Annotated in this window: 14 protein-coding genes; 10 read left to right on the top strand and 4 right to left on the bottom strand. The window is 68.8% G+C overall.

Going from position 1 to position 16,732, the window contains the following annotated elements; genetic code table 11:
* Positions 1-30: 30 nt before the first annotated feature.
* The 4 genes from AC5RUW_RS11740 to AC5RUW_RS11725 form a co-directional block, all read right to left on the bottom strand.
* Positions 31-789 (bottom strand): iron ABC transporter ATP-binding protein, encoded by a 759-nt coding sequence (locus AC5RUW_RS11740; RefSeq protein WP_494160886.1) that lies wholly within the window; start codon positions 787-789, stop codon positions 31-33.
* Positions 786-1,814: an iron chelate uptake ABC transporter family permease subunit gene (locus AC5RUW_RS11735; RefSeq protein ID WP_494160885.1), complete on the bottom strand. Its 1,029-nt coding sequence runs from the start codon at positions 1,812-1,814 to the stop codon at positions 786-788. The genes AC5RUW_RS11740 and AC5RUW_RS11735 overlap by 4 nt, the downstream gene beginning before the upstream one ends.
* Complete coding sequence (locus AC5RUW_RS11730; RefSeq protein ID WP_494160884.1) at positions 1,807-2,838, bottom strand: ABC transporter permease; 1,032 nt, start codon at positions 2,836-2,838, stop codon at positions 1,807-1,809. Before AC5RUW_RS11730 ends, AC5RUW_RS11735 begins: the two co-directional genes overlap by 8 nt.
* 65 nt (positions 2,839-2,903) lie before the next feature.
* Complete coding sequence (locus tag AC5RUW_RS11725) at positions 2,904-3,854, bottom strand: siderophore ABC transporter substrate-binding protein (RefSeq protein ID WP_494160883.1); 951 nt, start codon at positions 3,852-3,854, stop codon at positions 2,904-2,906.
* Positions 3,855-4,221: 367 nt separating this feature from the next.
* Between AC5RUW_RS11725 and groES the strand changes: the two genes are divergently transcribed.
* The 10 genes from groES to guaA all read left to right on the top strand — a co-directional run bounded on the left by groES (position 4,222) and on the right by guaA (position 16,706).
* Complete coding sequence (gene groES / locus AC5RUW_RS11720) at positions 4,222-4,518, top strand: co-chaperone GroES (RefSeq protein WP_494005561.1); 297 nt, start codon at positions 4,222-4,224, stop codon at positions 4,516-4,518.
* Positions 4,519-4,584: 66 nt separating this feature from the next.
* On the top strand, positions 4,585-6,195 hold the full coding sequence (gene groL, locus AC5RUW_RS11715) for a chaperonin GroEL (RefSeq protein WP_494005560.1): 1,611 nt from the start codon (positions 4,585-4,587) through the stop codon (positions 6,193-6,195).
* Between the two features lie 259 nt (positions 6,196-6,454).
* Positions 6,455-8,476, top strand: a complete 2,022-nt coding sequence (locus AC5RUW_RS11710; protein ID WP_494160882.1) for an acyltransferase family protein — start codon at positions 6,455-6,457, stop codon at positions 8,474-8,476.
* Positions 8,477-8,564: 88 nt separating this feature from the next.
* A complete protein-coding gene (gene guaB, locus AC5RUW_RS11705; protein WP_494160881.1) occupies positions 8,565-10,088 on the top strand; it encodes an IMP dehydrogenase in 1,524 nt (507 codons plus the stop codon).
* Positions 10,089-10,218: 130 nt separating this feature from the next.
* Positions 10,219-11,358: a GuaB3 family IMP dehydrogenase-related protein gene (locus tag AC5RUW_RS11700; protein WP_494005557.1), complete on the top strand. Its 1,140-nt coding sequence runs from the start codon at positions 10,219-10,221 to the stop codon at positions 11,356-11,358.
* A 120-nt stretch (positions 11,359-11,478) separates the two neighbouring features.
* Positions 11,479-13,161, top strand: a complete 1,683-nt coding sequence (locus AC5RUW_RS11695; RefSeq protein WP_494161062.1) for a glycerol-3-phosphate dehydrogenase/oxidase — start codon at positions 11,479-11,481, stop codon at positions 13,159-13,161.
* Between the two features lie 9 nt (positions 13,162-13,170).
* Complete coding sequence (locus AC5RUW_RS11690; RefSeq protein ID WP_494161061.1) at positions 13,171-13,665, top strand: PTS sugar transporter subunit IIA; 495 nt, start codon at positions 13,171-13,173, stop codon at positions 13,663-13,665.
* 45 nt (positions 13,666-13,710) lie between these two features.
* Entirely contained in the window at positions 13,711-14,574 is an 864-nt protein-coding gene (locus AC5RUW_RS11685; protein ID WP_494160880.1) for an SURF1 family protein, read from the top strand.
* 41 nt (positions 14,575-14,615) lie between these two features.
* The gene (locus tag AC5RUW_RS11680; protein WP_494160879.1) at positions 14,616-15,032 is read left to right on the top strand and encodes a DUF3817 domain-containing protein; all 417 of its coding nucleotides are present in this window, start codon (positions 14,616-14,618) and stop codon (positions 15,030-15,032) included.
* A 123-nt stretch (positions 15,033-15,155) separates the two neighbouring features.
* Positions 15,156-16,706: a glutamine-hydrolyzing GMP synthase gene (guaA, locus tag AC5RUW_RS11675; protein WP_494161060.1), complete on the top strand. Its 1,551-nt coding sequence runs from the start codon at positions 15,156-15,158 to the stop codon at positions 16,704-16,706.
* Positions 16,707-16,732 lie beyond the last annotated feature (26 nt).

The raw sequence follows: 16,732 nt of genomic DNA, 5'->3' as shown, positions 1-16,732 counted from the left end.
CAGGACGGGTTCCACCCGGCCGGGCGGCCGCTACGCGAAGTAGACGCCGATCCGGTTGCCCTCGATGTCCTCGATGCGGATGTCGATCTCGTAGATGTCCTGCAGCACCTCGGGCCGCATGATCTGCTCCGGCGTGCCCTGGTGCAGCAGGCGTCCGTCGGCCATGGCGATGATGTTGTCGGAGTAGCAGGACGCGAAGTTGATGTCGTGGATGACCAGCACCACGGTCTTGCCGAAGTCGTCGGCCAGGCGGCGCAGCAGGCGCATCATCTCCACCGAGTGCTTCATGTCCAGGTTGTTCAGCGGCTCGTCCAGGAGCAGGTAGTCGGTGTCCTGGGCCAGCACCATGGCGATGAAGGCGCGCTGGCGCTGGCCGCCGGACAGCTCGTCGACGAACTTGTCGGCCAGCGCGGTCAGGTCCAGGTACTCCATGGCCCGCTCGATGTGGCCCTTGTCCTCCAGCGTCGGCCGGCCGCCGTTGTGCGGGTAGCGGCCGAAACCGACCAGGTCCCGCACGGTCAGGCGCACGGTCAGCTGGTTGTCCTGGCGCAGGATGGCCATGCGGCGGGCCAGGTCGCGTCCGGGGGTGGCGACGACGTCGAGCCCGTCCACGGAGACCGATCCCGCGTCCAGCGGCAGCAGGCGGCTGATCATGGACAGTAGCGTGGACTTGCCGGCCCCGTTGGGGCCGATGATCGAGGTGATGCCGCCGTCGGCGATGGAGCAGGTGACCTCGTCCACCACGGTCTGCGTTCCGTACCGCTTGGTAACGCCGGAGACCTGGATCATTTGATGGAGCCTTTCAGCAGCAGGAGGATGAAGACGATTCCTCCGACGAATTCGATGATGATGCTGAGCGCGGTGTCGAAGGCGAACACCTGCTCGAGGACCAGCTGGCCGCCGACGAGGGCGATGATGCCCAGGAAGACGGCGATGGGCAGCACGGCGGCGTGCCGGAAGCGGGAGCACAGCTGGTAGGCCAGCGAGGCGATCAGCAGGCCGAAGAACGTGATCGGCCCGACCAGCGCGGTGGACACGGCCACCAGCACCGAGCAGATCAGCAGTGTCCTGGTGACGGCGCTGCGGTGTTCCACGCCCAGGTTGATGGCTGTTTCACGGCCCAGGGAAAGGACGTCGAACTGGTGGCGCATCCGCCAGGCGACCACGGACACGGCGGCGACGGCGACGATCGAGACGCCCAGCAGGGTGGGGTTGACCCGGTTGAAGCTGGCGAAGAACAGGTCCTGCAGGATGATGAACTCGCTGGGGTCGATCAGCCGCTGCAGCAGCGAGTTGAAGCCGCGGAACATGGTGCCGAAGACGATGCCCACCAGCAGCATCAGGTGCAGGCTGCGCCCGCCGCCGGTGAACAGCCAGCGGTAGAGCAGGAACGAGAAGCCGACCATGAGGGCGATCTCGAGGAGGAAGCGGACGGACTCGGGGGCGGAGAGCAGCGCCTGCCCGCCGAGGGCGAAGACGAGGACCGTCTGGATCAGCAGGTACAGGGCGTCGAAGCCCATGATCGACGGTGTCAGGATCCGGTTGCCGGTCACGGTCTGGAACAGCACGGTGGACACGGCCACGGCGTAGGCCACCAGGATCATGGTGCCGACCTTGATCGCGCGCCGGGGCAGGACGTATCCGAGGTTGCCGCGCAGGTCGATGGTCATGAACAGCAGCACCAGGACGGCGGCGGCGATGCCGAGGATGAGGATCCAGGTCCGCGGGGAGACGGAGCGGACCGGCTTGCGCCGGGTCGCCGTCATGGCCTGGGGCAGCGGGGAAACCGCCGAGTCGGGGGAGGGCTTAGCCACGGGCGGAGCGCTTTCGCAGGAGCAGGTACAGGAACAGGGCGCTGCCCAGGGCGGAGACGATGACGCCCACCGGGATTTCGTAGGGGAAGCGGATGGTGCGGCTGATGATGTCGCAGAGCAGCACGAATCCGGCTCCGAAGACGGCGACCCAGGGCACGGCGCGGCGCACGTTGTCGCCGATCATCAAGGACACGAGGTTCGGCACGATCAGGCCGAGGAAGGGAATGGAACCGACCGATACGACGACGACGGCGCTGATCAGGGACACGATGACCAGGCCCAGGCGCATCACCTGGTTGTAGTTCAGACCGAGGTTGGTGGTGAACTCCTGGCCCATGCCGGCCACCGTGAAGCGGTTGGCGGCCAGGTAGCCGACGAGGGTCAGGGCGGCCACGATCCAGAGCAGTTCGTAGCGGCCGCGCAGCACGCCGGAGAAGTCGCCGATGGTCCAGCTGTTGAGGGTCTGCAGCAGGTCCCAGCGGTAGGCGAAGAAGGTCGTGACCGCGGCGATCACGCCGCCGAGCATGATGCCGACCAGGGGCACCAGCAGGGTGTTGCGCAGCGGGATTCGGCGCAGCACGAGCAGGAACAGGGCGGTGCCGGCCATGGCGAAGACGGAGGCGACGCCCATCTTGAGGAACAGGGACGCACCGGGAAGCAGCACCGTGACGACCAGGATGCCCAGGGAGGCGGACTCCACCGTGCCGACGGTCGAGGGCTCCACGAACTTGTTGCGGGCCATCAGCTGCATGATCAGCCCGGCCACGCTCAGCGCCATGCCCGCCAGTACCACGGCCAGGGTCCGGGGGAGGCGGGAGATCCAGAACATGTCCCATGCATGGGCGTCCCCGGCGAGCAGTGCGCCCAGCGAGACATCGGAGACGCCGATGAACATGCTGGCTACGGCCAGCGCCAGGACGGCGAGCCCGGACACGGCAAGGGCCCCGGCCTGGGTAAAGCGGCGGGGCCTGGGCGGTTCTCCGGCCGGTGCCGGAGTCGGGGGAGCGGTGAGCGCTGCGGTCATGTCACGATCCGTGGGAAGTGCCGCGGTTCCGGCCCGGCCGGGCCGGAACCGCGGGAGCGGGGGTGCTAGGAAATGGCTTCCAGGATGGTGTCGACCTGGGACTGCACGTTGTTCAGCCCGTAGCCGACCAGGTACCAGCTGGAGGAATCCAGCATGGTGATCTTCCCGTTCTTCGCGGCGTTGGTGCCCTTCACCAGTTCGTTGTCGAGCACGGCGGAGGCTGCCTCGCCGGCCTGGCCGACGGCGGCGTCGCGGTCGATCACGAACAGGTGGTCCGGGTTGGTGTCGGCGATGTACTCGAAGGACACGGCCTCGCCGTGCTTGCCGTCCGAAGCGATGTCCGCAGCGGTCTGGACGCCCAGCACATCGTGGATCAGGCCGAAGCGGGAGCCGGCGCCGTAAGCGGTCATCTCGCCGCCGCTGGTCATCACGATCAGGCCGGTGCCGGCGTCGGCAGCTGCCGCCTTGGTCTCTTCGACGGACTCGTCCAGGGCGGCCAGGGCCTCGGCGGCTTCCTCTTCCTTGTCGAAGATCTGGCCGAGGATCTCGGTGTTCTCCTCGAAGGAGGCCCACGGGTCCTCGTTCGAGACGCTGAGGTTGATGGTCGGGGCGATCTTGCTGAGCTCCTCGTAGGAGTCGGCGACGCGGCCGGACATGATGATCAGGTCCGGAGCGCCTGCGCTGATGGCCTCGAAGTCCGGCTCCTTCATGCTGCCGATCTTCTCGTATTCCTCGCCGTCGTACTTGGACAGGCTCCCGGGGAAGTTGGCGGCCGGAACGCCGTCCACCTCGACGCCGAGGGCGTCCAGGGTGTCCAGGGCGCCCAGGTCGAAGGCGTAGACGGTCTCGGGGTTCACGGGAACCTCGGTGGTGCCCTGCTCGTGCTCGACGGAGATGGTCGACGGCGTTGTCGACGATGCCTCGGCGTCGGCGGACGCGCTCTCGGTGGAGCAGGCGCTCAGGGCCAGCAGGGACACGAGGGCGGTGCCGGCCAGCAGGCGGGACTTGGCGATCATGGGGGCTCCGTGGATCTCAGGGTGACTTACCGCCGGTGCGGAGAATAGGTCACGCAAATGTTTGCTAATTGGTGCGCGCAGTTGAAAGCTACATGGGTTAGGCAAGGCTAAGCAACTTTCAGTCCCACTCTGTGACACCGGCGTCTTCCGGCTTGACGGAGGCCCGCTTGATGTGCGCTCCGAAGGGGTGCCGCCGTTGCTGGCACTCTGCTTGACCGAGTGCTAACCAGTGCATAAAGTCTCAACTAGCACTCCCGCTGTGCGGGTGCTAATTCCGTAAGGGAAGCGCCAACCGGCACCGCGACGACGGCCAGCGCCAACTTTCGGTCCACAGTCCGTTAGCAGAACTACGCAAAGGAGAGCCCGAGTGTCGGTCTCTATCAAGCCCCTTGAGGATCGTATTGTTGTCCGTCCGCTCGAAGCCGAGCAGACCACCGCTTCCGGCCTGGTGATCCCGGATACCGCGAAGGAGAAGCCCCAGGAGGGGCAGGTCGTCGCGGTTGGACCGGGCCGTGTCGATGACAACGGCAACCGCGTCCCCGTCGATGTTGCCGAGGGCGACGTCGTCATCTACTCCAAGTACGGCGGAACCGAGGTCAAGCACGGCGGCGAGGAGTACCTCATCCTTTCCGCCCGCGACGTCCTCGCTGTCGTCACCAAGTAGTTCCACGGGAGAACCCCGGCCCGATGCGGCCGGGGTTTTCTGACGCAGTTCTCGGAAGGGACACATATGTCTAAGCAGTTGGAGTTCAACGACTCCGCCCGGCGCTCTCTGGAAGCCGGCGTCGACAAGCTGGCCAACACCGTCAAGGTGACCCTGGGCCCGCGCGGCCGCAATGTGGTGCTCGCCAAGACCTGGGGCGCCCCCACCATCACCAATGACGGCGTGACCATCGCCCGCGAGGTGGAGCTGGAGGATCCGTACGAGAACCTCGGCGCCCAGCTGGCGAAGGAAGTCGCGACCAAGACCAACGACGTCGCCGGCGACGGCACCACCACCGCCACCGTGCTCGCACAGGCCCTGGTCAAGGAAGGCCTGCGCAACGTGGCCGCCGGCGCCGCCCCGGGCGCGCTGAAGCGCGGCATCGAGGTGTCCGTGGACGCCGTCGCCAACCGCCTGCTGGAGAACGCCAAGGCCGTCGAAGGCAACCAGGTTGCCCACGTCGCCGCCATCTCGGCACAGAGCATGGAGATCGGCGAGCTGCTGGCCCAGGCCTTCGAGAAGGTCGGCCAGGAAGGCGTCATCACCATCGAGGAATCCTCCTCGACCCAGACCGACCTGGTCGTCACCGAGGGTATGCAGTTCGACAAGGGCTACCTGTCCCCGCACTTCGTCACCGACCCGGAGCGCCAGGAAGCCGTCCTCGAGGACGCGCTCATCCTCATCAACTCCGGCAAGATCTCCTCCGTGGCGGAGTTCCTGCCGCTGCTGGAGAAGGTCCTGCAGGCCGGCAAGCCGCTGTTCATCATCGCCGAGGACGTCGACGGCGAAGCGCTCTCCACCCTCGTGGTCAACAAGCTGCGCGGCACCCTGAACGTCGTGGCCGTCAAGGCCCCGGGCTTCGGAGACCGCCGCAAGGCCATGATGCAGGACATCGCCGTGCTGACCGGCGCCCAGGTCGTGTCCCCGGACCTCGGCCTGAAGCTCGACGCCGTCGGCCTTGAGGTGCTGGGCTCCGCCCGCCGCGTGACCGTCACCAAGGACACCACCACCATCGTCGACGGCGCCGGATCCGAAGCCGACGTCGCCGAGCGGGTCGCCCAGATCCGCGCCGAGGTGGAGCGCACCGACTCCGACTGGGACCGCGAGAAGCTGCAGGAACGCCTGGCCAAGCTCTCCGGCGGCGTCGGCGTCATCCGCGTGGGTGCCGCCACCGAGGTGGAGCTGAAGGAAAAGAAGCACCGCATCGAAGATGCCGTGTCCTCCACCCGCGCCGCCCTCGAAGAAGGCATCGTCGCCGGCGGCGGTTCCGCCCTGGTGCACGCCGCGAAGGCCCTCGACACCGATCCGGAGGTGGCCAAGCTGGAAGGCGACGCCGCCACCGCCGTCGGCCTGGTCCGCCGCGCGCTGGCCCAGCCGCTGCGCTGGATCGCCGAGAACGCCGGGGCCGAAGGCATGGTCGTGGTCTCCAAGGTCGGCGACCTGGAGGTCAACAACGGCTTCAACGCCGCGACCGGCGAATACGGCAACATGATCGACGCCGGCGTCATCGACCCGGTGAAGGTCACCCGCTCGGCGCTGCGCAACGCGGCCTCGATCGCGGCCCTGGTGCTGACCACCGAAGCCCTCGTCGTGGAGAAGCCCTCCGACGACGCGGACGATCACGGCCACCAGCACTAAGCAACACCGCTGAAGAGGAAGTCCCCGCCCGGCAGCCGCCGGGCGGGGACTTTTTCGTCCTCAGGCCGCGGTTCCGGTGCCTGTGACGGCGCTCTCGGTCCCTCCGCACCGGGGGCCGATTTGCACCACGCCGATAAACTCGTGAGGTTGTCCACCGACCGAAAGGGACCCCTCCGTGTCCGCATCCCGGCTCCAGGCGCCAGCCCGGCCTGCCTCCGGCAATCCCGACGCGGCACCCCGCAGCGTGTACCGACCGGAGGTGCAGGGCCTCCGGGCCCTGGCCGTCGTCCTGGTGGTGCTCTACCACGTCTGGCTCGGCCGGGTCTCCGGCGGGGTGGACATCTTCCTGCTGATCTCCGCATTCCTGCTCACCGGATCCTTCGCCCGCCGGCTTGAGGCCGGCCGCCCGCTGGAGCTGGCCCGGTACTGGGCCCGCGCGTTCAAGCGCCTGGTACCGGCGGCCGGCCTGGTCCTGCTGGCGGTGCTGGCGGGTGCGGCGCTGCTGCTGCCGGTCAGCACCTGGAGCGGCCTGTTCCGGCAGGGCTGGGCGTCACTGCTGTACGTCCAGAACTGGGTCCTGGCCAACAGCGCCGTCGACTACTACGAACGGGACAACAGCACCGCCAGCCCGCTGCAGCACTTCTGGTCCCTGTCGGTGCAGGGCCAGGTCTTCGTCCTGTGGCCGCTGCTGTTCGCCGCGGCGGCGTTCGCCGTGCGCCGGTTCGGGCTGCGCCCCCGGCCGCTGCTGGTTGCGGTGTTCGGAGCCGTGTTTGCCGCTTCGCTCGCCTTCTCGGTCCAGCAGACGGCGACCAACCAGGCCTACGCCTACTTCGATACCCGGACCCGGCTGTGGGAGTTCGCGCTGGGTTCGCTCCTGGCGCTGCTGCTGCCGTATCTGCGCCTGCCGGCCGCAGTGCGCGGAGCCATGGCCTGGATCGGCCTGGCCGCGATGCTCAGCTGCGGCCTCCTCCTGCAGGTCCAGCAGCAGTTCCCGGGATGGATCGCCCTGTGGCCCCTGCTGGCGGCCGCCCTGATCATTGCCGCAGGACACACAGGCCTGCGCTGGGGAGCCGATCGGCTCCTGGCCTGGGCGCCGCTGGTGAAGCTGGGGGACAACTCCTATGCGCTGTACCTGTGGCACTGGCCGCTGCTGGTGTTCTGGCTCGCCTGGAGCAACCAGCCGAGGGCTGGGCTGGCGGACGGCGCGGTGATCATCGCGGCCTCCCTGGTACTGGCCCTGCTGACCACCCGGCTGGTGGAGCGCCCCCTGCGCGGCTGGCACTGGTCCGAGGCCACCACTCGGCGCAGCGCCGTCGTCACCGCCGCGTGCGCCGCCCTCGTGGCCCTGCCGCTGGCCGGTGCCCAGGCGAAGGCCCACGCGGACGCCCGCCAGCTGCAGCAGCAGAGCATCGCGGACAATCCCGGAGCCCGGGTGCTGGACCCGGACTTCGAACACGCCGGCTCCACCCAGGCACTGGTCAAGCCCGCAGCCGCCAACCTGGACAGCGAATGGGCCCGCTTCGACGGCCCCTGCCCCACGGACATCGCCCCGGCGGAGGACTCCGTGCTCGACGGGCACTGCCAGCAGATCGGCGCCGCCGAGGGAGCCGAAAAGACCATCCTGGTCCTGGGTGACTCGCACGCCATGCAGTGGTCCGCCGCGCTGCGGCCCGCGGCGCTGGCCAACGACTGGCACGTCGTCGCCATCCTGAAGATGGGATGCCGCTACGGCGCCGAGGACCCCGAACGCTCCGCGGAGTGCAACGCGCACAACGCCGCGGCCCGGGACTTTGTGCTCGAACGCAGGCCCGACGCCGTGTACACGGTGGCCTCCGTCACCCGCGAATCCAGTCCGGACGAGATCCTGGCCGGCGGCTACGAGGACGGTGTCCGCCCGTTCACCGAGGCCGGGATCACGGTCCTGGCGATGCGGGACAATCCGCGGTTCGAGTTCGACATGTTCAAGTGCCTCGAAGCCAACGACCTCGACGTCCAAGCCTGCCGGGTGCCGCGCAGCGGGCTGCTCGCCGACGTGTCACCGCTCGAGGACCTGCCCGGGCGGATTCCCGGCGTCAAGGTGCTTGACATGACCGACCAGCTCTGCACGGCGGAGGAGTGCCCCGGCATCATCGGCAACGTCGCCGTCTACATGGACCACGACCACGTCACCCGCACCTATGCCGAGAGCACCGCCGAAGTGTTCGCCGAGCGGGTCCGCGCCGCCACCGGCTGGGAGGCGGAGGCGCCGGAAGCCGTCCTGCCGGATTCCCTGCAGGAATAGGGAGGGCCGCCGGATCGTTCTAGGATGGAAAGAAGCCCGTTTATAACGGCCACATCCCCTCCCGGTCCGTCGCGAAAGAGGCGCAGCTTTGTCCCAGCAGTCCCCAGAACATGACCCGTTCGGCTTCGTCGGCCTGACCTATGACGACGTCCTCCTGCTGCCCGGCTTCACGGACGTCATTCCGTCCGAGGCGGACACCAGCTCCCGGCTGACCCGGCGCATCACCGTCCAGACCCCGCTGATCTCCGCGGCCATGGACACCGTCACCGAGTCCCGGATGGCCATCGCCATGGCCCGCCAGGGCGGCCTGGGCGTGATCCACCGCAACCTGTCCATCGAGGACCAGGCCGAGCACGTGGACCGCGTCAAGCGCAGCGAATCCGGCATGATCACCAATCCGGTGACCGTCTCCCCGGACGCCACCCTGCAGGAACTGGACGACCTGTGCGCCCACTTCCGCGTCTCCGGGCTGCCGGTCACCGACGACGAGAAGCGCCTGCTGGGCATCGTCACCAACCGCGACACCCGCTTCATCCCGCGCTCCGACTATCCGCTGCGCAAGGTCGCCGAAGTGATGACGCCGATGCCGCTGATCACCGGACGGGTCGGCATCACGCCCGAAGAGACCATGGAGCTGCTGGACAAGCACCGCATCGAGAAGCTGCCGCTGGTCGATGACGCCGGCCGGCTGCAGGGCCTGATCACGGTCAAGGACTTCGACAAGGCCGAGCAGTATCCGCTGGCCACCAAGGACGATGAGGGCCGCCTGCGTGTCGGCGCCGCCGTCGGGTTCTTCGGTGACGGGTACGAGCGGGCCATGGCCCTGGTCGAGGCCGGCGTGGACGTGCTGGTCGTGGACACCGCCAACGGCCACAGCTCCGGCGTGCTGGATATGATCGCCCGGCTGAAGAAGGATCCCGCCGCCGCCCACGTCGACGTCATCGGCGGGCAGGCCGCGACCCGCGAGGGCGCCCAGGCGCTGATCGACGCGGGCGCCGACGCCATCAAGGTCGGCGTGGGCCCCGGCTCGATCTGCACCACCCGCGTCGTCGCCGGCGTCGGCGTTCCCCAGGTGACCGCCATCTACGAGGCCGCCCGCGCCGCGATTCCGGCCGGCGTGCCGGTCATCGCCGACGGCGGCCTGCAGTACTCAGGAGACATCGGCAAGGCCATCGTCGCCGGCGCCGACACCGTGATGCTCGGGTCCCTGCTCGCCGGCTCCGCCGAGAGCCCCGGCGAACTGGTGCTGGTGCAGGGCAAGCAGTTCAAGGCGTACCGCGGCATGGGCTCCCTGGGCGCCATGCAGACCCGCGGCCGGAACACCTCCTACTCCAAGGACCGCTACTTCCAGGCCGACGTGCCCAGCGACGAAAAGCTGATCCCTGAGGGCATTGAAGGCCAGGTGCCCTATCGCGGCCCGCTGTCCGCCGTCGCGCACCAGCTGGTCGGCGGCCTGCGCCAGACCATGTTCTACACCGGCGCGCACACGATCCCCGAGCTGAAGGCCAAGGGCAAGTTCGTCCGGATCACCTCCGCGGGCCTGCGGGAGTCCCACCCGCACGACATCACCATGACCGTGGAGGCGCCGAACTACGGCACCAAGCGCTCCTAGCGCCCGCACTAAGCGCATCAAGGCGCCGCCCGCACTGCGGGCGGCGCCTTCGTGGCAATAAGACCCTCTCCCTGTGAGCGTGGACGCGCTTTCCCGGCGGGCGGGCAGGTGACTGGGATAACCTAGAGGCGTGAGTACTGAGATTGAGATCGGCCGTGGCAAGCGCGGGCGCAGAGCCTTTTCCCTGGACGACGTTGCGATCGTCCCCTCCCGCCGGACCCGCGACCCGCAGGACGTGTCCATCGACTGGCAGATCGACGCCTACCGCTTCGACATGCCGGTGATCGGCGCGCCGATGGACTCGGTCATGTCCCCCGCCACCGCGATCGCCCTGGGCCGCCTCGGCGGGCTCGGCGTGCTCAACCTCGAAGGCCTTTGGACCCGGTACGAGGACCCCCAGCCGGTCCTCGACGAAATTGCGCAGCTGAAGGGGGACAACTTCAACCCCCAGGCCACCCGCCGGCTCCAGGAAATCTATGCGGCGCCCATCCAGGCCGAGCTGATCACCTCCCGGCTCGCCGAGATCCGCGAAGCCGGCGTCACCGTGGCCGGGTCCCTCACCCCGCAGCGCACCCAGGAGTTCTACAAGACCGTCCTGGCCGCCGGCGTCGACGTCTTCGTCATCCGCGGCACCACGGTCTCGGCCGAGCACGTGTCCAAGAACGTGGAGCCGCTGAACCTGAAGCAGTTCATCTACGAGCTCGATGTCCCGGTCATCGTCGGCGGCGCCGCCGGCTACACCCCGGCCCTGCACCTGATGCGCACCGGCGCCGCCGGTGTCCTGGTCGGGTTCGGCGGGGGAGCGACCACCACCACCCGCCGCGCCCTGGGCATCCACGCGCCCATGGCCACCGCCATCTCCGACATCGCCGAAGCGCGGCGGGACTACATGGACGAGTCCGGCGGCCGTTACGTCCACGTCATTGCCGACGGCGGCATGGGCACCAGCGGCGACATTATCAAGGCCATCGCCATGGGCGCCGACGCCGTGATGCTCGGCTCCGCGCTGGCCCGCGCCGACGAGGCCCCCGGCCACGGCTGGCACTGGGGCCAGGAGGCCCACCACAGCGAGCTGCCGCGCGGCGACCGGGTGCACCTGGACACCGTCGGACCCCTGAAGGAAGTCCTCTGGGGCCCCTCGCACCACACCAACGGAACGTCGAACCTGATGGGCGCGCTGCGGCGCGCCATGGCCACCACCGGGTACTCGGACCTGAAGGCCTTCCAGCGCATCGAGGTCCTGGTCTCGCCCTATCTGTACAGCAGTTGATTTCCTACAGTTGACGCACCTGCGTCAGACCGAGGGGTCCGGACCACACGCCCGGAGCCGAAGGAGGAAGCCTTGACCAGCACCACAGATGCACTGAGCCCGGCCTACCGCGAGGAGGCGATGGCCCGGCTGCGGGCCACGGCTGAACCCGGGAACGCCCTGGACGTCCTGATCGTCGGCGGCGGCGTCGTCGGCGCCGGCGCCGCCCTGGACGCGGTGACCCGCGGCCTGAACGTGGGAATGGTCGAGGCGAGGGACTGGGCCTCGGGCACCTCCTCCCGCTCGTCCAAGCTGATCCACGGCGGCCTGCGCTACCTGGAGATGCTCGACTTCGCCCTCGTGCAGGAGGCGCTGAAGGAACGCGGCCTGCTCCTGCAGCGGATCGCCCCGCACCTGGTCAAGCCGGTGCCGTTCCTCTACCCGCTGACCCGCCGATTCGTGGAACGGCCGTATGTGGGCGCGGGCATCATGCTCTACGACACCATGGGCATCACCTCGGGCAACTCCCGTGGCGTCCCCGCGCACAAGCACCTCAGCCGGCGCGGGACGCTGCGGGCGGCGCCCAGCCTCAAGGACGACGCCATGGTCGGCTCGATCCGCTACTACGACGGCCAGGTCGACGACGCACGGTACGTGGCTACCATGGTGCGCACCGCCGCCCACTACGGGACGGCGGCAGTGAACCGGCTCGCCGTCGTGGACTTCCTGCGCGAGGGCGAACGCGTGGTCGGCGCCCGCGTGCGGGAGACCGAAACCGGCGAGGAATTCGACATTTTTGCCAAGCAGGTGGTCAATGCCACGGGCGTCTGGACGGACGAGACCCAGGCGATGGTCACCGACCGCGGCCAACTGAAGGTTCGTGCCTCCAAGGGCGTGCACCTGGTGGTGCCGCGCGACCGGTTCCAGTCCACGGTGGGACTGATTTTGAGGACCGAGAAGTCGGTGCTGTTCGTCATCCCCTGGGGGCGGCACTGGATTATCGGCACCACCGACACCGACTGGAACCTCGACAAAGCGCACCCCGCCGCCACCTCCGCAGACATCGACTACATCCTTGAGCACGTGAACCTGGTGCTGAAGACGCCGCTCACCCGGGAGGACGTCGAGGGCGTCTATGCCGGCCTGCGGCCGCTGCTCGCCGGAGAGAACGACTCGACCGCCAAGCTCTCCCGCGAGCATGTGGTCGCGCACCCGGTGCCGGGACTCGTCGTCGTCGCCGGCGGCAAATGGACCACCTACCGGGTGATGGCCAAGGACGCCGTGGACGAGGCGGCCCGGGCGATGGACGAGCGGGTTCCGGAAAGCTGCACTCAGACCATCCCGCTGCTGGGGGCCACCGGGTACAAGGCGGCCTGGAACCGGCGACACCGGCTCGCCGAGGAATACGGGGTGCACGTGGCCCGCGTGGAGCACCTGCTCAACCGCTACGGGTCCCTGGCCGTGGAGGTCCTGGACCTCATCCGCGCCGACCCCGCGCTGGGGGAACCGCTGCCCGGCGCCGACGACTATCTTGGCGCCGAGGTGGTCTACGCGACCACGCATGAGGGCGCCCGGCATGTCGAGGACGTGCTGGCCCGCCGCACCCGGATCTCCATTGAATCCTGGGACCGCGGCGTCGCCGCCGCACCCGTGGTGGCAGGGCTGATGGCTCCGGCGCTGGGCTGGGACGAGGCCAGGATCGAGAACGAGACCCTGCACTACCTGGCCCGGGTCGAGGCCGAGCGGCGCAGCCAGGAACAGCCCGACGACAAGTCCGCGGATGCCGCCCGGCTGGCCGCCGAGGACATCGTTCCCACGGTCTGACCGGTGCGGATGGACAGCGGGCTGCAGCTGGGGGCCGGCGACACGGTGCTCACCGAGCCGGGATTCGTGCTGCTGGACATGGTGGCCGCGGACCGGTATGACGCCGCGGCGCAGCTGGCCGAACTGCTCTACCGTGGCGGCCGGCTGCGCAGCCTGCCCGAATTCCTCGAGCAGGTCCAGGCCCGGGAACACCAGCTGGCCACCGGCCTGCCGGGCGGAATCGGGCTGCCGCATGCGCGCAGCGATCAGGTCACGGCCGCCTCCATCGCCGTCGGCGTGACGAAGTACGGCCACAGCCTCGACTTCGGCGCCGCCGACGGGCCCGCCACCGTGGTGCTGCTCATCGCCACCCCGGCCGGATCGTTCTCGGAGCACCTGGAGGTCCTGGCGACCCTGGCGCGGTCCCTGTACCGGCCCGCTTTCCGCGAATCGCTGCGCCGGGCGCAGGACAGTGGAGTGATCGCGGAGCTGATCAACTCCTCCGTGGTCTTCTTCGACCATTGACCGCCCATTGGGTTTTCTACAAGGGTTCGAAGTACGGTTAATCCCGTGCTGAGAACTGCTTTGAAGCCGCGCTGGATCGCCGCGCTCGTCTTCGCCCTCGCCCTGTCGTGGGTGTTCGTGCTGCTGAGCCAGTGGCAGTTCTCGACCGCGGAAAGCGAGCCGCCGCCCCCCGCCGCGGACACCGAAAACGTCCGTCCCCTGACCGAGGCCTTCACGCCCGCCACCGACCTGATGGGTACGGAGGCGGACCGGATGGTCACCTTCACCGGTGCCTTCGACGACGGCCGCACCGTGCTGGTCGAGGAGCGCCTGCAGGGCGACGAGACCGGATGGTGGGTCGTCACGCCGATGTCGGTGGACGGTGCGCCGGGCGGAGAGTGGATTCCGGTGGTCCGCGGCTGGATTGCCGACCCGCAGGACGCCGAGCCGGCCCCCGAAGGGGAAGTGACCGTCGTCGGGCGCCTGCTGCCCCCCGAAGCGCCCGAGCCGCGGCAGCCCGACGGCAGCGACACCGTGCCCACGCTCTCCCCTGCGGAACTGGCGAACCGGTGGGACCTGCCCCTGTACGCCGCGTTCGTGCCCGCCCATGAAACCCTGGACGCCGCCGGCGGACCCGTCAACACCGGCACCATGGAGCCCGTGGTGATCGGCCCGCAGCCCCAGGAGACCAGCATCAACTGGATGAACGTCTTCTACGCCGTCGAATGGGTCATCTTCGCCGGCTTCTCGGTCTTCCTGTGGTGGCGGCTCGTGGCCGACGACCACCGCCGCGCCCTCGAGGACGCAGAGGACGAGGAGGACTGGGAGGACGAGGAAGACCCGGCCGACGGGGAGGACCGGGCAGGCAACGAGCCCCGCGAACCGGGTGAAGAGCCGGTTTCGGGCCCCTTGCCGGCCCGCGAACCCTGACCCCGCCCCGCCGCCCGCCCGAAGGAACAGTGAGGAACGCAGTGACCGATCAAGCCCCCGCCCGCAAACCCCGGCCCAAGAAGCGCCGGTTCGGCGGCACCCACGCCCAGATCCGCTCCGCGCTGGGCTTCTACAAGGTCTTCTCCTACATCACCGGCATCTTCCTGCTGCTGCTGGTCATCGAGATGATCATGAAGTACGCACTGGAGATTCCCGCGCCGATGGTCGGTTCGCTGAACCTCTACACCGGCGTCCTCATCGCCCACGGCTGGCTCTACGTGGTCTACCTGATCGCCGACTTCCGGCTCTGGCAGCTGATGCGCTGGCCGTTCTCGAAGTTCGTCCTGATCGCGCTCGGCGGCGTCGTGCCCTTCCTGTCCTTCATCGTGGAGGCCCGCATCCACAAGCAGGTCCTGGCCGAGCTCGAAGCGCATCCCGAGGCCGCCTCCCGCTACTGAACCGGCGGCCCGGCCGTCCTGCCCGGAGGCGGGCAGGACGCGATGTGCCAGCGGGGGCGGGCGCCGACTATCCTTGGAACCGTGACTGATTCCGCCCCCACCGATCCCATCGAAGAGCGGCCCGTGCTCGTGGTGGACTACGGCGCCCAGTACGCGCAGCTGATTGCCCGGCGCGTGCGGGAAGCCGATGTCTACTCCGAAGTCGTGCCGCACACCTATTCCACCGAGCAGCTGCTGGAGAAGAACCCGGCTGCCATCATCCTCTCCGGCGGGCCTTCCAGCGTCTACGCCGAAGACGCCCCGCAGGTGGACGGCAAGCTGTTCGAGGCAGGGGTGCCGGTCTTCGGCATCTGCTACGGCTTCCAGGCCATGGCCGCGGCCCTTGGCGGCAAGGTCGCGAAGACCGGCCTGCGCGAATACGGCTCCACCGACGCGATGGTCGCCGGCGACGCCCGCTCCATCCTCGAAGGCACCCCCGAGCACCAGAACACCTGGATGAGCCACGGCGACAGCGTGCAGGAGGCCCCGGAGGGCTTCGAAGTCCTGGCCAGCACGGCCGGCGCCCCGGTGGCCGCGTTCGCCAATGAGGAAAAGAAGCTCTACGGGGTGCAGTGGCACCCCGAGGTCAAGCACTCCGCCTACGGGCAGCAGGTGCTGGAGAACTTCCTGTTCAAGGGCGCCAAGCTGGACCGCAGCTGGACCACCGGCAACATCGTCGAGGAACAGGTCGAGCGGATCCGCGCCCAGGTGGGCTCCTCCCGGGTCATCTGCGGGCTGTCCGGCGGCGTTGACTCCGCCGTCGCCGCCGCGCTGGTGCAGCGCGCCGTCGGCGACCAGCTGACCTGCGTGTTCGTCGACCATGGACTGCTGCGCGAAGGTGAGGCCGAGCAGGTCGAGCGCGACTTCGTCGCCGCCACCGGCGTCAACCTCTACGTCGCCAACGAGCAGGAACGCTTCCTCTCCGCCCTGGCCGGGGTCACCGACCCGGAGACCAAGCGCAAGATCATCGGGCGCGAGTTCATCCGTTCCTTCGAGGAAGCCGAACGGGCGATCATGGCCCAGGCTGAAGCCGAAGGCGAGCCGATCCGCTTCCTGGTCCAGGGCACGCTCTATCCCGACGTCGTCGAATCCGGCGGGGGCGAGGGCGCAGCCAACATCAAGAGCCACCACAACGTGGGCGGGCTGCCCGAGGACATGCAGTTCGAACTCGTCGAACCGCTGCGCCTGCTGTTCAAAGACGAGGTTCGCGCCGTCGGCCGCGAGCTCGGCCTGCCCGCCGAAATCGTCGGCCGCCAGCCGTTCCCGGGCCCGGGCCTGGGCATCCGCATCATCGGCGAGGTGACCCGCGAGCGGCTCGACCTGCTGCGCCGGGCCGACGCCATCGCCCGCGCCGAGCTGACCGCTGCCGGCCTGGACGACGACGTGTGGCAGATGCCCGTCGTCCTGCTCGCCGATGTGCGCAGCGTGGGCGTGCAGGGTGACGGTCGGACCTACGGCCACCCGATCGTGCTCCGCCCCGTCTCCAGCGAAGACGCGATGACCGCGGACTGGTCGCGGCTGCCGTATGACCTGCTGGCCCGCATCTCCAACCGGATCACCAACGAAGTGGACGGCGTGAACCGCGTGGTGCTGGACGTGACCAGCAAGCCGCCGGGAACCATCGAATGGGAGTAAAAGCGGGAAACTGAGCACAGTTTCTC

It is taken from the genome of Arthrobacter sp. Y3222053, from assembly GCF_059092805.1.
The sequence above is the reverse complement of the archived record's forward strand: the minus strand, read 5'-3'. Positions and strand labels throughout refer to the sequence as shown.

What these genes read in the sequence shown, in the direction of transcription:
- AC5RUW_RS11740 (WP_494160886.1), bottom strand. Translation starts at nt 789, where the DNA reads ATGATCCAGGTCTCCGGCGTTACCAAGCGGTACGGAACGCAGACCGTG.
- AC5RUW_RS11730 (WP_494160884.1), bottom strand. Translation starts at nt 2,838, where the DNA reads ATGACCGCAGCGCTCACCGCTCCCCCGACTCCGGCACCGGCCGGAGAA.
- AC5RUW_RS11725 (WP_494160883.1), bottom strand. Translation starts at nt 3,854, where the DNA reads ATGATCGCCAAGTCCCGCCTGCTGGCCGGCACCGCCCTCGTGTCCCTG.
- groL (WP_494005560.1), top strand. Translation starts at nt 4,585, where the DNA reads ATGTCTAAGCAGTTGGAGTTCAACGACTCCGCCCGGCGCTCTCTGGAA.
- AC5RUW_RS11695 (WP_494161062.1), top strand. Translation starts at nt 11,479, where the DNA reads ATGGCCCGGCTGCGGGCCACGGCTGAACCCGGGAACGCCCTGGACGTC.
- AC5RUW_RS11690 (WP_494161061.1), top strand. Translation starts at nt 13,171, where the DNA reads ATGGACAGCGGGCTGCAGCTGGGGGCCGGCGACACGGTGCTCACCGAG.